We start from the raw sequence: 14,677 nt of genomic DNA on the forward strand, positions 1-14,677 counted from the left end.
GCGGGTTGCTCCGCTCCGAGACCCCGCCACCCGTTTTATTCGCTGTGTGATTTAGGGGCCGGTTACGTGGTGATCTGTGAGTAGGCCTCGTCGAGTTTGATACGGGTCCGGTTGCGCTCAATTGTGGGATCAGGAATGGGAATAGCCGACATGAGCGCCTGTGTGTAGGGGTGTTGGGGGTTGTCGAAGAGTTCATCGGTCGGGCCGTGCTCGACGAAGGTCCCCTTGTACATCACGGCGGCTCTGTCGGAGATGTGCCGGATGACGGACAGGTCATGTGCGACGAAAAGATAGGAGATTCCGAGTCGGGCTTTGAGCTCATCAAGAAGGTTGAGCATGCCAGCCTGGATGGAGACATCGAGAGCGGAGACGGGCTCATCCAGTACGATGAGACTGGGGTTTGCCGCGAGTGCCCGGGCGAGACTGATACGTTGCCGTTGGCCGCCGGAGAAGTGACCTGGGAATCGGTCGACGTGTTCCGGGTTGAGTCCGACGAGAGACATGAGTTCGGAGACCCGATCATCCTTGTCGCCATCCCAGCCGAGGGCGTCGAGGGGTTCCCTGAGAATCTCGGAGACGGTGAGTCGTGGATCGAGGGCACCCATCGGATCCTGGAAGACGATCTGGATGTCCTTGCGCAGGAGCCGTCGTTCACGGCGGGAGATCTTTGAGGTGTCTGTGCCGTTGAGGATGATGGTGGTTTCTTCGTTTGGGTTCAGTTCCATCAACTCGAGCAGTGTCGTGGTCTTACCGCAACCGGATTCTCCGACGACCGCGAAACATTCGCCGGCTTTGATGTCGAAGGTGAGTCCCTTGACGGCCTCAACCCAGCCGACCCGGCGCTTGAGCAGTGCGCCCTTCATCAGAGGATAGGTTTTGACGAGGTTCTTGACCTCGAGAACCGTTTTTCGTTCCTCCCTCGGGACGTCGCCCAGAATCTCCTCCGGGCGGGGTGGCACCGGGAAGATTGTTTCTCCGTCCAGGGTTCGTTCGGAGATGTGGGAACTGCGAATGCAGGCGGCGTGCTGGCCTGGACTTACTTCAGTGAGGACCGGTTCGCGGTCGAGGCAGGCTGGTATCGCGATGGGGCAGCGTGGTGCGAATGTGCAGGCATCGGGGAGGTTGACCACCACTGGCGGTGAGCCCTCGATAGTCGTCAGCGCGGTCTTCTCGGTGGCGACGAGGGACGGTATGGAACCGAGGAGGCCGACGGTGTAGGGCATCTTCGGGTTGTAGAAGAGTGTGTGGACGTCGGTTTTTTCCACCGGTCTTCCGGCGTACATCACGAGGACATCATCTGCGGTTCCTGCCACGACACCCATGTCGTGGGTGATCATGATTGTCGCGGCGTTGGTTTCCTTCTGCGCGAGTTTGATGAGGTCAAGGATCTGAGCCTGGATCGTCACGTCCAGGGCTGTGGTCGGCTCATCCGCGATGAGCACCTTGGGTTTGTTGGCGATTGCGATGGCGATGACCACACGCTGCCGCATGCCACCGGAGAACTCGTGGGGAAACGCTTTGGCCCGGGCAGCGGGATCAGGTATTCCGACGAGATCGAGGAGTTCCACGGCTTCCGCCCAGGCTTTCTTTCTCGGCAGGTCACGGTGTGCCTGGATGGCCTCGACGATCTGAGTTCCGATGTCGAAGACGGGGGTTAGTGCTGAGAGCGGATCCTGGAAGATCATGCCGATGTCGTTGCCCCGGATCTCGGACATCTTCGCATCGGACAGACCCAGGATCTCCCGATCATCGAGACGGACGGAACCACTGATCGCGGCGTATGTCGGAAGCAGTCCCATGACCGCCATGGAGGTGACGGACTTTCCCGACCCTGATTCGCCGACGATACCGAGTGTTTTTCCCGGGTACAGATCGAAATCGACGCCACGGACAGCCTCGACTGTTCCGGCCTCGGAGGGGAAGGAGACGCTGAGATCGCGGACGGTGAGTACGGGGGACTGACTCATGCGGTGCCTCCTGCGGCGGAGTTGGGGTCGAGGGCGTCACGTAGACCGTCGGCGATGAACGCCATGGAGACGGTGAGCATGGAGAGGACGGCTGCTGGGAAATAGAACTCCCACGGAGATGATTCGAGGGCGTTGGCGCCCGTGGACAGTAACGTGCCGAGTGACACATCGGGGATCTTCACACCGAGTCCGAGGAAGGAAAGGCCGGTTTCGCTCATGACGGTGGACACGACACCGAGGGTGAGGTTGATGATGAGGAGTGAGCCGATGTTCGGGATCATGTGGCGGATGATGATCCGGCCCGAGCTCACACCCATGTAGCGGGCGGCACGGACGTATTCACGTTCACGCAGTGACAGTGCCATGGACCAGATCACCCGGGCGAAGTACGTCCAGCCGAATGCGATCAGGACGATGGTGAGCAGTTTCCAGTCCCCACCGGATCCGGAGACCAAGAGCGCGATGACCAGGAAAGAGGGGATGACCAGGAGAAAGTGAATCAGCCCGAGGATGGCCTTTTCTGCATTGCCACCGAATAACGCCGCCGCAGTTCCGACGAACGCGGAGATGATCGTTGTGCCGATGGAGACCAGGAGAGCGATGGTCAGGGAGCGGCCGAGGCCGTGGACCGTCATCGCATAGAGATCGTTGCCCGATGAGTTTGTCCCGAACCAATGTTCGGAACTGGGGGGTGTCGACAGCGCGAGGAAATCTGGGTCGTCATAGGCCCAGTTCGTGGTGAAGGGGCCGATGACAGCCAGGAACACGAGTCCGACGAAGATGATCAGTCCGATCACGGCCATCTTGTTACGGGCGAACCGCCGGACGTAGAGCCTGGTCTTGCTCATCGGCTTAGTGCTGCCGGGCGTGGTTCCGGCAGGTACATCGGGATCCAGTCCCTTGAGTCGTGGATGGTGTTCCTCGCCGTCGGCCTGTGCCTCGGCGATTGTCGCCGATTGAGCGAAAGGTTGGGATGAGATGGTCATGTCAGCGGTGGGGCCGACGCTACCACCGAGGTTCTCGGTCTCGTCGTTTCCGTTGTTGCGATATTTCTTGTACATCAGCTCACCCTCACTCGGGGATCGAGGAAGACCACGAAGACATCGGACAGGATGGCGCCGATCGCGGTCATTGCGGCGCCGAACGCGGCGACGGCGACAACGCCGTGAACGTCATTTCTGGAGATCGTCTGGATGAAGTACTGGCCCATGCCTTGCCATCCGAAGATCGTCTCCGTCATGACGGCTCCCGTGAAAATCCCCGGGATGGAGAATGCGACGGTTGTTGCAACCGGAATGATTGATGTGCGCAGAGCGTGTCGACGGACTGCTTGCCCACGGGTGAGACCTTTCGCCCGTGCGGTGCGGACGTAGTCGGCGTTGATGTTGTCCAGGAGTAATGAGCGCTGGAGGAAGTGGTAGCCGGCGTAGGAGATGATCACCAGGGAGACCGTCGGGAGGACAAGGTGCTGCGCGAGATCTATGAGTGAAGGCCAGAAGCCTTCCACACCGATTGATGAGGAACCGGTGACGTAGAAGATGTTGTCACCCGCAATGTGGTTGATCTTGATCGCGGCCCAGACGACGATCAGGGAAGCGACGACGATATGGATGTTCATCGTGAAGATCGAGGTGAATTGCCAGAACCGGTCACCGGTCTTGTACTGGCGTGAGGCGGTGTACACGCCGATGGAGATTCCGATGATCACCGAGAGTGCGGTTGCCAGCAGCATCAGACGCGCGGACACCCACACGCGGTAGGCGATCTGCTCATTGACGGCGTCTCCGATGGGGGATGAACCCCAGTTCCAGTGGAGCAGGATGTCGGTGAGCCACGTCCACCATCGTTCCAGAATGGGTGTTTTGTCGTTGAGATTTAACGGGGTGAGGATCGCATCGACGCGCTCTTCCGGAACCGGGGGGCGGCGTTCCGCATAGTTGGATCGGGGGTTCAGGAACCCGGATGCCAGGAAGTAGGTGATGTTGACGGCGATGAAGATCATGCCGATCCAGCTCACGGTCTTCTTCAGCAGGTACTTGATCATGTGAGGAGTTCCTTGTTCGACGTCACCCGTTTCGGCGGCAGGGGTGTTGTTCCGATGAGAGGGTGAATCGGGTGGTGGACTGTCATGGTGTGTCTGACGCCACAATATAGGGTCGGTTACAGGGAAGTGAACATCACGTTGCAAGTGTTCGGCAGTGGGGGTGAAAAATCATCGTATCAATCCATCCAAAAAGGCCTCAACTGTCGTGAATATGCAGGTAAAAGGGTTTTATCTGATATATATCAAGCTGTAATGGTGGGGGTAGAAAACTGATGGTACTGCGGATTTGGTGCAAGCGTCACGCGACTTCGAAAGATATGGGGATACGAAAAAACCGCGATCCGGGCTACGGATCGCGGTTTTATCAGAGTCGTCGAGAGCGTCTAGGTGTCGATGGCGTGTCTACCGGAGGAGCGGCCGGGGATGGTAGCCGGATCGATGTTCAGGGACCGCAGTTGCGAATCGGTCAGCTCAGCGTAAGCGCCGGTGAGGTTGTGCTGATCGTGTGCCCAGTCGGGTTCGACATGTCCGATCGGTTTGTTGCGGGCGGTTACCGTGCGGACCTGGTTGAGTTTGGGCTGGAACAGGTTGATCAGAAGACCGATGACCAGCAACCCTGTGATGGTGAACAGCCAGATGGTTTCGACGTGGCCGGTGTGATTACCGAAGTGGTAGGCGAGGAGGAAAGCCACCGAGATCCAGCCGGAGATCTGGATGGCGTTACGGCTCAGACCGTGCCAGCCCCAGGCAGCCGAGGGCTCGTCGAGGGTCGACACTCCGTTGTGGATCTGGGGAACGTTGTGGTCGGAACCAGACACGTCAAACTCCTTATGGGATAAAGCACACGTACCGAAATCGCATTCTGTTGACGCCATCATCTCATATCGTGTCACTGACAGCGACCTGAACCCACTAGTCTGGCGGCGGGAAGTGACAAATACGGGGAAAAATCGGCTCAGAAACATGGTTTCTACGCGGTTTCGGAGAACTTTGCGTGAATGGCGACACGCAACATCGCCCCTTTCGGGTGTAGTAAAAGGTTGGGGGGCGATATCTGAGCCCCGGGCGTCCCTCCGAGCGTAATCAGCGTGATCAATGGAACAATGGGGCAGGTGAGCAAACGCGTTCTTATTCTGGGAAGTACGGGTTCCATCGGAACCCAGGCCATCGAGGTCATCAATGACAACCCCGGCGCTTTTGAGGTTGTTGGAATCGCCGCCGGAGGTTCCGATCCCGCGCAGATCATCGCGCAGGCACGGAACCTGCGTCTCGCCCCGGGCCGGGTGGCGGTGGCGGATATCACCGCCGCTGCCGAGGTTTCCCGTGAACTCGGAGGCCCGGTGATCAGTGGCGCGGACGCGGCACGGGAGCTGGTTGGTGATGTGGAGGCGGACACTGTTCTCAACGCACTCGTCGGGTCGATGGGGTTGGCGGCGACACTCGCGACACTGGAATCCGGTGCAGTCCTTGCCCTGGCCAACAAGGAATCTCTGGTCGCGGGAGGTGATCTCGTTCTTCGTGCCGCGAAACCTGGCCAGCTTGTTCCCGTTGATTCCGAGCATTCCGCCATGGCGCAGTGCCTGATGTCGGGGAGCGGGTACGAGGTGTCCAGGCTCGTTCTCACCGCGTCCGGAGGACCGTTCCGTGGATGGTCCCGTGAACGGATGATGAGTGTCACCCCGCGGCAGGCGGCGGCTCATCCGACGTGGTCCATGGGGCAGATGAATACCCTGAACTCCGCAACTCTGGTGAATAAGGGGCTCGAATTCATCGAGGCGTCGTTGCTTTTCGGCATTCCCGGTGACCGGATCGACGTCGTCGTTCACCCGCAGTCGATCGTGCACTCGATGGTGACCTTTGTCGATGGGGCGACTATCGCGCAGGCGTCCCCACCGTCGATGAAGCTCCCGATCTCCATGGCTCTGGACTGGCCCAGACGCGTGCCGCATGCGCAGGTAGCGCTGGATTTCTCTGGCGCGTTCTCCTGGAATTTTGAACCGGTTGACCATGCCGCTTTCCCCGCTGTCCGGCTTGCGGCGCAGGTTGCTGAAGCCGCAGGGACCTGGCCCGCTGTCTACAACGCCGCCAATGAGGAGGCTGTCGCCGCATTCCTCGCTGGCGATATTCGCTTCCCGGAGATCGTCGATACCGTGTCTGAGGTTCTTGACCGGGCATCAGAATTCGCCTGCCCCGCCGACACTGTGGCCGAGGTACTCGCCGTGGAGGCACACGCCCGGCGTCTGGCGGGGGCGCTCATCCTCGAAAAACGGTGAACCGGGCGAGGGTGTGCGAGACTTGAGCCCGCCGGACAGGCCATCCATCCCGGAAACCGGGATACATTGACAGACATGCAAGGGGAGTGACCTCACCGTGGGTTATCTGCTGGGCGTCATGCTTTTCGCCCTTGGTATCGCGTTGACCATCGCACTGCACGAGGCTGGCCACATGGGGGTCGCCCGGATGTTCGGTATGCGGGTCCGGCGCTACTTCATCGGCTTCGGGCCGACCATCGCTCAGTTCAAGCGGGGGCACACCACCTACGGTCTCAAGGCTGTGCCGCTTGGTGGTTTCTGCGACATCGCTGGGATGACGGCGAACGATTCGCTGACACCCGAGGAAGAACCGCTCGCGATGTGGCGGCGTCCCGCATGGCAGCGTATCGCCGTGCTCGCCGGTGGTGTGGTGATGAACCTCTTCGTCGGGCTCATCCTCATCTACACCGTCGCTATCAGTGCGGGTATCCCGGATCCGGATGTGGATCTCACCCCGACGGTTGACGGGACCGCCTGTGTCGCACCTACTCAGAATGCGGACGGAACTCTTGCGCCTTGTTTTGGTACCGGGCCTGCCGCGGAGGCGGGGATCGTCACGGGCGACCGGATCGTCGCCGTCGACGGTATTCGTATGCACAACTTCATCCAGTTACGGGAGACCCTCATGGCTCGTCCCGGTGAGACGGTGAAGCTCACTGTCGAGCGAGATGGGGGGACACGTGAGGTGGTGCTCACTGTAGCTGAGGTCACACGGATCAACGCCGCCGGTGAGAACGTTGCCGTCGGTGCCATCGGCGTTTCCCGTGCCCCGGTGACAAACGTTTTCCGCAGCTACGGTCCGGTCGAAGGAGTCGGTGCTTCACTCCGGTTCGCGGGGTTGATGTTCTCCGGAACCTTTGAGGGGTTGAAGTCATTCCCGTCGAAGATCCCCGGTGTTGCTGCGGCCGTGGTGGGGGGCGAACGTGCCCAGGATTCGCCCGTCAGTGTCGTGGGGGCGACCCGGCTTGGTGGTGAACTTGCGGAACGTAGCGAATGGGCAACATTCCTGATGATGCTCGCCAGTCTGAATTTCTTCCTTGCGCTGTTCAATGTCGTTCCCCTGCCGCCACTTGACGGTGGGCATATCGCTGTTGTCCTGTGGGAGAAGCTCCGAGATAGCATTCTTCGCCTTCGTGGGCTCCCTCCTGGGGGGCCGGCGGACTACCGTGGACTGATGCCGTTGACCTATGCCGTGGCGGCTGTCCTGCTGACGGTTGGGATGGTCGTCATCGCTGCCGACGTGGTCAATCCGATTCGGTTGCCCGGCTGACGGATCACCCGGTGAGATTTGCTTGGTCGGACACCTCCCCGGGCCGGTGCTACCATCGACCCCGACGACCCACCCTTATCTGACCCATGAGCACCGACCTGCAGACGGTGTGTGACAAGGAGTATTTTCACTGTGACTATCCCCATCGGACTCGGCATGCCAGAGGCACCGCCGCCGGTGCTCGCCCCGAGGCGCAAGACCAGGCAGTTTATGGTCGGTGGCGTTGGTGTCGGATCGGATCATCCGATTTCGGTGCAGTCGATGACGAACACGAAGACCCACGACATCAATGCCACCCTGCAACAGATCGCTCAGCTCACAGCCACGGGCTGCGACATTGTGCGCGTGGCGTGCCCGAAACCGATCGACGCTGAAGCACTGCCAATCATCGCGAAGAAGTCTCCGATTCCTGTGATCGCCGACATCCACTTCCAGCCCAAGTACATCTTCGCGGCGATTGATGCCGGCTGTGCGGCTGTCCGTGTGAACCCAGGTAACATCAAGGAATTCGATGGCCGGGTCAAGGAGGTTGCGCTCGCCGCAGGTTCCGCGGGGATTCCCATCCGTATCGGTGTCAATGCAGGTTCATTGGACAAGCGGATCATGGAGAAATACGGCAAAGCCACTCCGGAGGCTCTCGTCGAGTCGGCACTCTGGGAGGCCAGTCTTTTCGAGGAGCACGGTTTCGGGGATATCAAGATCTCGGTCAAGCACCACGACCCGGTCATCACGGTTGAGGCGTACCGGCAGCTTGCCGCCCAGTGTGACTATCCCCTGCATCTCGGTGTGACTGAGGCCGGCCCGATGTTCCAGGGCACGATCAAATCTGCGGTGGCTTTTTCCGCGCTGCTTTCGGAGGGGATCGGTGACACCATCCGGGTGTCGCTGTCCGCGCCGCCGGAGGAGGAGATCAAGGTCGGTGACATGATCCTCCAGTCGCTGAATCTGCGGCCCCGCAAGTTGGAGATCGTGTCCTGTCCCTCCTGTGGGCGTGCCCAAGTTGACGTGTACAAGCTCGCGGAGGAGGTTACCGCTGCTTTGGACGGCATGGAGTTCCCGCTACGGGTCGCGGTCATGGGATGTGTCGTCAACGGCCCCGGTGAAGCCCGTGATGCGGATATCGGCGTGGCCTCTGGAAATGGTAAGGGGCAGATCTTCGTCAAGGGTGAGGTCATCAAGACTGTACCTGAGTCGCAGATCGTGGAGACGCTGATTGAGGAGGCGATGAAAATTGCGGATGAGTTGGGCCTCGAAGAAGGTAGTGTCAGCGGATCCCCTGAAGTGAAGGTCACGAGCTGACCTTCACACGGGATCGATGCGTGTCGACGTTTTCCCGAGTATCGGCATGCTGGGGAGTGGCGCTGACAGTGGTCCCATCAGTCTCATCCGTCACAACTTGGCAAGTACGGACACGCCGCACCGTTTGGTTGCTATCGCAACCCGTTTCTGGTTGCTAACTTGAACGCCATGAAGAAGACATCGGCGCTGTTCACGGCGATCATGATGGGCGCCGTGGGATTGGTGGGTTGCACACCGAAGCCACCGCCTGTGGATGATGCCGTCAGAACGTTCTTCAGCGCGGTCTCTGACGGGGATTTCGAGGAGGCGGGTGAACTCACCGATTCGCCCACTGTTGCCGCTGAAATGCTCCGGGAGTCCTTTGAGGGCCTGCAGGCCGTACAATTGGGCGTACAGCTCAACGAGCTCGTCACCGGAGAAAACTCCGCCACCGTAAACTTCAACGTCGACTGGTCCTTGCCTCGCGATCGGGAATTGAGCTATCCGTCACGGATGTCCCTGAGTATGGTCGGGGGAAAATGGCTCGTCCGCTGGCGACCGAATCTCCTGCACCCCAGGCTCGGAGCGAACCAGCATCTCGAGCTCAGGGCGATCAATGCGGAGCGTGCGCGGGTGATAAGCAATGACGGGGTGGCGCTCCTGGTGCCGGGTACGAGCTACCGGGTACTCGTCAACACGGAGAATCTACGGGATCCTGATGAGACCGCACGGACCGTCGCCCGTGTACTTGATGAGGCCCACAACAGGGACCGCAGCGTGTCCGCCGTCAACGCGAACGAACTCGCTGCACACCTGCTCCAGGCCAAAGGTATGTACTCTGTGTCCCTGGTTAACTCCATCGAAGGACCGAAGGTTATGGAGGCACTCGACGGCGTTGAGGCCGTCACGGTGAACCGGGAGGCTGCGATGGTTCGGACCGACAAGAGTTTCGCGCCGGACATCATCTCGCGGGTCGAAAGAATCGTCAACGATGACCTCGACGGTGAGCGGGGTTGGCAGATCGCCGTGGTTAACTCCTACGGTGCACAGATTGACACTCTGGAGACCCATGCGCCGACACCGGCTCCGGCGGTACGCTTAAGCCTCGACACCAATGCCCAGCGCGCCGCTCAGGCGGCGGTTGACCTTCGTGCGGACATGAAGGCGATGATGGTGGTAATGCGTCCATCAACAGGTGAGATACTGGCCATCGCCCAGACTGCGGAGGCGGATCGTGAAGGTGCGGTGGCTCTCATGGGGCAGTACCCGCCGGGATCGACGTTCAAGATCATCACCGCATCCGCGGGGATGATGGATGAGGGGCTGACACCCGACAGCATCGTCCCGTGCCCCGGTGCGATGGAGATCGGACATCGTATCGTCACCAACTACAATGGTTTCTCCCTGGGATCTGTACCGCTGGAGCGGGCATTCGCTGCCTCCTGTAACACCAGCTTCGCGGACATTTCCGCCCGGCTGAAACCCGGGGAGCTTGAGCAGGTCGGTAAACAGTTCGGACTCGGCCTCGACTACACCATCGAGGGGCTCGGTACCGTGACCGGATCCATCCCGCATGGTGATGAACTGGTCGACCGTACCGAAGCTGGATTCGGCCAGGGCAAGGACCTCGCCAGCCCCTTCGGTATGGCACTAGTCGCGGCCACCGCGGCCACCGGACGCACCCCCCTTCCGGTGCTCATCAACGGACGGGAAACCACCGTCAGTGAACACGTCGATCCACCCACCCGAGTCGCCATTGAGGGACTTCAGCGCATGATGCGCCAGGTCGTCCTCACCGGTACTGCCCGCGGGATGCAGGCTGGGGGAGCAATCCACGGCAAAACCGGTGAAGCTGAGACCGCCGACGGTTCGCACGCGTGGTTCGCCGGATTCCGTGATGATGACATCGCCTTCGCCACCCTCGTGGTCCGTGGGGGTGGATCGGAGACATCGGTGGCCATCACAGACCACTTCTTCCGGTCCCTTGACGATCCATCGCTCCTGCCATCCAAGGATGCGCCCGGCCCGCAGGTTCGTAATCGCCCGCTTGCCGGGGCCGAGTCAGTGGTTCCGGAGCACGCTGCCCCGACTCAGTCTGACGGTGCTTCGGCGGCGATGCTTCCTCCGTACCTCTAGACCCCGCTCAAGAACGATGTCAGTACGCGGAATCGCAGGAAAGTTCGGTGCACCGGCAACCTGTCCGTCGTGGTGCCGGTGGGCAGCGCTACGATGGTGGGCATGTCTACTGCACGCGCACGCCTGATCCCCGGAAAACAAAGCCCCGTCCGCAAGGTGCCCAAGCACATCGAGCGCCCGGAGTACGTTTGGAAGGATACAGTCAGGGAAGCGTGCGGTGAGCCACTCGTACAGACTCCGGAGACCATCGAGGCCATGCGCGAGGCCAGTCGCATCGCCGCGAACGCTCTCGCCATCGCAGGGCAGGCTGTCGCGCCCGGTGTGACCACCGATGAACTTGACCGTATCGCGCACGAATACATGTGCGACCACGGTGCGTACCCGTCCACCCTCGGTTACCGGGGTTTCCCCAAATCATGTTGTACGTCGCTCAACGAGATCGTCTGTCACGGAATCCCGGACTCGACCGTGGTCCAGGACGGTGACATCGTGAACATCGACGTCACCGCCTACAAAAATGGTGTCCACGGTGACACCAACCGGACCTTCTTCGCCGGTGATGTCAGTGAGGAGCACCGCCTGTTGGTGGAGCGTACCTACATCGCGACGATGCGGGGTATCAGGGCGGCGAAGGCGGGCCGCGAGATCAACGTGATTGGCCGGGTCATCGAGTCCTACGCGAAGCGGTTCGGGTATTCCGTTGTCCGTGACTTCACCGGACATGGTGTTGGCCCGACGTTCCACAATGGTCTGGTTGTCGTGCACTACGACAACCCCGAGGATCACACCATCCTCGAGACGGGAATGACGTTGACTGTGGAGCCGATGATCAACATCGGTGACCTGCCCTATGACATCTGGGATGACGGGTGGACCGTGGCGAACCGGGACGGGAAGTTCACCGCCCAGTTCGAGCACACTCTCGTGATCACCGAGGATGGTCCGGAGATTCTGACCATCCCCGACGCCGAGATCGACTCCTACGGCCACGACATCTGATTCGGTGCGACCGTGTCCGCCATCCTCATTGCCGGAACCACCTCGGACGCCGGGAAATCCGTCATCGTCGCGGGGATCTGCCGTGCTCTGGCCCGACGCGGAGTGTCCGTCGCACCGTTCAAGGCACAGAACATGTCGAATAATTCGGCTGTCTGCCCCGACGGCGGGGAGATCGGCCGCGCCCAGGCGCTCCAGGCTGCGGCGTGCGGACTGGAACCGAGCGTGGACTTCAACCCGGTGCTCCTCAAACCGGGCAGCGACCACTCGAGCCAACTCGTGGTCCGAGGCCACGCCACAGGTTCGGTGAGCGCCCGGACCTACATCGAGCACCGCAGTCACCTCCGGCAGATCGCAGCCGAGTGTCTGAATGACCTGCGGGCGCGTTTTGACGTCGTAATCTGCGAGGGTGCAGGCTCGCCTGCGGAGATCAACCTGCGGGCCACCGATGTCGCCAACTTTGGTCTTGCAAAGGCCTGTGACCTGCCCGTCTACATCGTCGGGGACATCGATCGTGGCGGTGTCCTCGCGCATCTCTACGGAACTCACCAGATCGTGGACGCTGAGGATCGTGCACGGATCAGTGGATTCATCATCAACAAGTTCCGTGGGGACCAGACGATCCTGGACCCGGGACTCGAGGAATTGGAACGACTCACAGGTGTCCCCACCGTCGGCGTCCTGCCGTTCATCAAGGGGCTGTGGATCGACGCCGAGGATTCCCTGCAGTCACCGCTCGGCGCGAGCGTCGGCCCCTCCGTGCCCGGAGTGGGAACGCAGCGCCTCCGGGTCGCGGCCGTCCGACTGCCACGCATCTCCAACGCCACCGATGTTGAGGCGCTCGCCTGCGAACCCGGGGTGAGCGTCGTCTGGTCCGCTGACGCCGACCAGATCGTCGACGCCGACCTCGTCATTCTCCCCGGAACACGCGCCACCGTCGACGATCTCGCATGGTTGCGGCGAACCGGAATTGCCGAGGCCATCGTTGCACGCGTAGCGGAGAACCGGCCGGTGCTGGGAATCTGCGGTGGCTACCAGATGCTTTGCCGCAGTATCACCGACCCCGTGGAATCCGGGTCATCCGACCCTGTGCGGGGCCTCGGGGTGTTCGACACCGACATCGTCTTCCACCCGGACAAGACCCTCATCCGGCACGACGATGGAGCCTACGAGGTTCACCACGGCAGGGTCGTGCGTTCCACCGAACAGCCGTGGATCGGCAAGGAAGGCGCCAGACGAGGAGCCATCTTCGGCACCCACCGGCACGGCCACCTGGAACACGATGGACACCGCCGAGCCTTCCTCCGGGACATCGCCACGGCTGCCGGACGGACCCGGTTCGTTCTCGCCCCGGACACCTCCTTCGGCGGGGAACGGCTCCACCAACTGGATCTCATCGCGGACACCGTGGAACAAGCAATCGACCTGGACGATCTCATTCCACACCGTTGATCCGGTAGCCCTCGTCTCTCTGCGGAGAAGGGCCGACTCAACGGCGACAGTCGGGGGGGGGAAGTGTAGGGAGCGCAGCGAAGAAAAACTGCTATACAAGGTGTTACCCTATCCGCACCACACACCTGGAGAGCCCTCATGAGCACGCTTTATCGTCGTCTCACCATCACGATCGCTTCAGCCGCTCTACTGTTCGGAGCGGCACCCGCGGTCGCATCCGCCGATGCGTTGTCATCCGGGTCGTCGGCCAACCAATCGACCGAGTCCTCCCTGGAGTGGTTCATCGGGCAGATTCTCCAGGGGATCATCGGCACCACCGGCGGTTCCTCCGCTTGGCCGTTCCATGCGCACACCGTCGAGACCGAAGAAGCCGCGACCGGGATGCACTCCGAGCATCAGACCGATTTCTTCTACACCGTGATCGATAAGGACACCATCCGCATGACGATCCTCTCCGGTGACAGTCACTGCTACGGTGTCCGAGGCGTGGTCACCACTACGCCGGACACCGTCGGTATCGCGGCGGTCAAGGGGATCCGCGAGGGTGTCGCTGACGGTCCGTGCACGGCCGTCGCCAGCTATCCGAGGATCGACGTCACTGTTCCTGGCGGTATCAACGGGCGCGCTATCAGGAAGATCACACTCAACGCCGACCAGTTGAACTAATCGGTCATCGTCAGGTGCGGTGGTTGCGGTCGGTATGTCACACCCGCCACCACCGGAAGTGCCGCAGCGACGATGTATGCCCAGGCCAACACGATGCTCGGGGCGTGTGCGGGCCGCCAGATCACCGGTGTGGCAGTGCCGTGGGAGGCAATCTGTGTCTGGATCGTGGCTATCATCATTGTCTGTGCGCGGAGAACCGTTCTGCGGGATGATCCCAGACATGTGATGGATCTGTCGTCAAGAAGTGTGACCCCATTCTTTTTGCCCGCGCATATAAAAAGGAATGGTGCTACTTCGGGATTGGTCGGGAAGCGGTGCCCTAGCCGAGCCCCGGAGATAGGTGCAGTTCGTGCGCAGGAATCCGGAGGTGAAATCCTGTAGATCGCTTCATCATGTTTGAACGAGGTTTCCATGGCCATATCGGTAGCTATGCGGTCGTCCGGTCGACTATGAACGGGGATGGCGGTGGGTGAATGGCCGGGAACATGCTAAGGAGATGGATACGGTTCATTCACCAGTAGGCGTTCAGGCGTCACGTCGCCTCGTCATCACGGCA

Annotated in this window: 11 protein-coding genes; 7 read left to right on the forward strand and 4 right to left on the reverse strand. The window is 60.9% G+C overall.

Going from position 1 to position 14,677, the window contains the following annotated elements; genetic code table 11:
- Positions 1 to 62 precede the first annotated feature (62 nt).
- From QWU44_RS01435 to QWU44_RS01450, 4 genes are all read right to left on the reverse strand, one after another.
- The gene (locus QWU44_RS01435) at positions 63 to 1,967 is read right to left on the reverse strand and encodes an ABC transporter ATP-binding protein (RefSeq protein ID WP_370913927.1); all 1,905 of its coding nucleotides are present in this window, start codon (positions 1,965 to 1,967) and stop codon (positions 63 to 65) included.
- A complete protein-coding gene (locus QWU44_RS01440) occupies positions 1,964 to 3,028 on the reverse strand; it encodes an ABC transporter permease (protein ID WP_370913928.1) in 1,065 nt (354 codons plus the stop codon). Before QWU44_RS01440 ends, QWU44_RS01435 begins: the two co-directional genes overlap by 4 nt.
- Entirely contained in the window at positions 3,028 to 4,011 is a 984-nt protein-coding gene (locus tag QWU44_RS01445) for an ABC transporter permease (protein WP_370913929.1), read from the reverse strand. Before QWU44_RS01445 ends, QWU44_RS01440 begins: the two co-directional genes overlap by 1 nt.
- 383 nt (positions 4,012 to 4,394) lie before the next feature.
- Positions 4,395 to 4,829, reverse strand: a complete 435-nt coding sequence (locus QWU44_RS01450; RefSeq protein ID WP_370913930.1) for a DUF2631 domain-containing protein — start codon at positions 4,827 to 4,829, stop codon at positions 4,395 to 4,397.
- A 285-nt stretch (positions 4,830 to 5,114) separates the two neighbouring features.
- Here QWU44_RS01450 and dxr point away from each other — a divergent pair, with 285 nt between their 5' ends.
- The 7 genes from dxr (at position 5,115) to QWU44_RS01485 (ending at position 14,121) form a co-directional block, all read left to right on the forward strand.
- On the forward strand, positions 5,115 to 6,284 hold the full coding sequence (gene dxr, locus QWU44_RS01455) for a 1-deoxy-D-xylulose-5-phosphate reductoisomerase (protein WP_370914287.1): 1,170 nt from the start codon (positions 5,115 to 5,117) through the stop codon (positions 6,282 to 6,284).
- 118 nt (positions 6,285 to 6,402) lie between these two features.
- The gene (locus QWU44_RS01460; protein ID WP_370914288.1) at positions 6,403 to 7,593 is read left to right on the forward strand and encodes an RIP metalloprotease; all 1,191 of its coding nucleotides are present in this window, start codon (positions 6,403 to 6,405) and stop codon (positions 7,591 to 7,593) included.
- Positions 7,594 to 7,749: 156 nt separating this feature from the next.
- The gene (gene ispG, locus QWU44_RS01465; protein ID WP_370914289.1) at positions 7,750 to 8,892 is read left to right on the forward strand and encodes a flavodoxin-dependent (E)-4-hydroxy-3-methylbut-2-enyl-diphosphate synthase; all 1,143 of its coding nucleotides are present in this window, start codon (positions 7,750 to 7,752) and stop codon (positions 8,890 to 8,892) included.
- Between the two features lie 168 nt (positions 8,893 to 9,060).
- Positions 9,061 to 11,007 (forward strand): penicillin-binding transpeptidase domain-containing protein, encoded by a 1,947-nt coding sequence (locus tag QWU44_RS01470; RefSeq protein WP_370913931.1) that lies wholly within the window; start codon positions 9,061 to 9,063, stop codon positions 11,005 to 11,007.
- Between the two features lie 93 nt (positions 11,008 to 11,100).
- Entirely contained in the window at positions 11,101 to 12,006 is a 906-nt protein-coding gene (gene map / locus QWU44_RS01475; protein WP_370914290.1) for a type I methionyl aminopeptidase, read from the forward strand.
- Between the two features lie 12 nt (positions 12,007 to 12,018).
- Positions 12,019 to 13,455 carry a cobyric acid synthase gene (locus tag QWU44_RS01480; RefSeq protein WP_370913932.1) on the forward strand — a complete coding sequence of 479 codons (1,437 nt, stop codon included), beginning with the start codon at positions 12,019 to 12,021 and terminating at the stop codon, positions 13,453 to 13,455.
- A gap of 138 nt (positions 13,456 to 13,593) precedes the next feature.
- The gene (locus QWU44_RS01485; protein WP_370913933.1) at positions 13,594 to 14,121 is read left to right on the forward strand and encodes a hypothetical protein; all 528 of its coding nucleotides are present in this window, start codon (positions 13,594 to 13,596) and stop codon (positions 14,119 to 14,121) included.
- Positions 14,122 to 14,677 lie beyond the last annotated feature (556 nt).

This window comes from Corynebacterium sp. CCM 9203 (assembly GCF_041357675.1).
In the GTDB taxonomy this organism is placed as follows: Bacteria; Actinomycetota; Actinomycetes; order Mycobacteriales; family Mycobacteriaceae; genus Corynebacterium.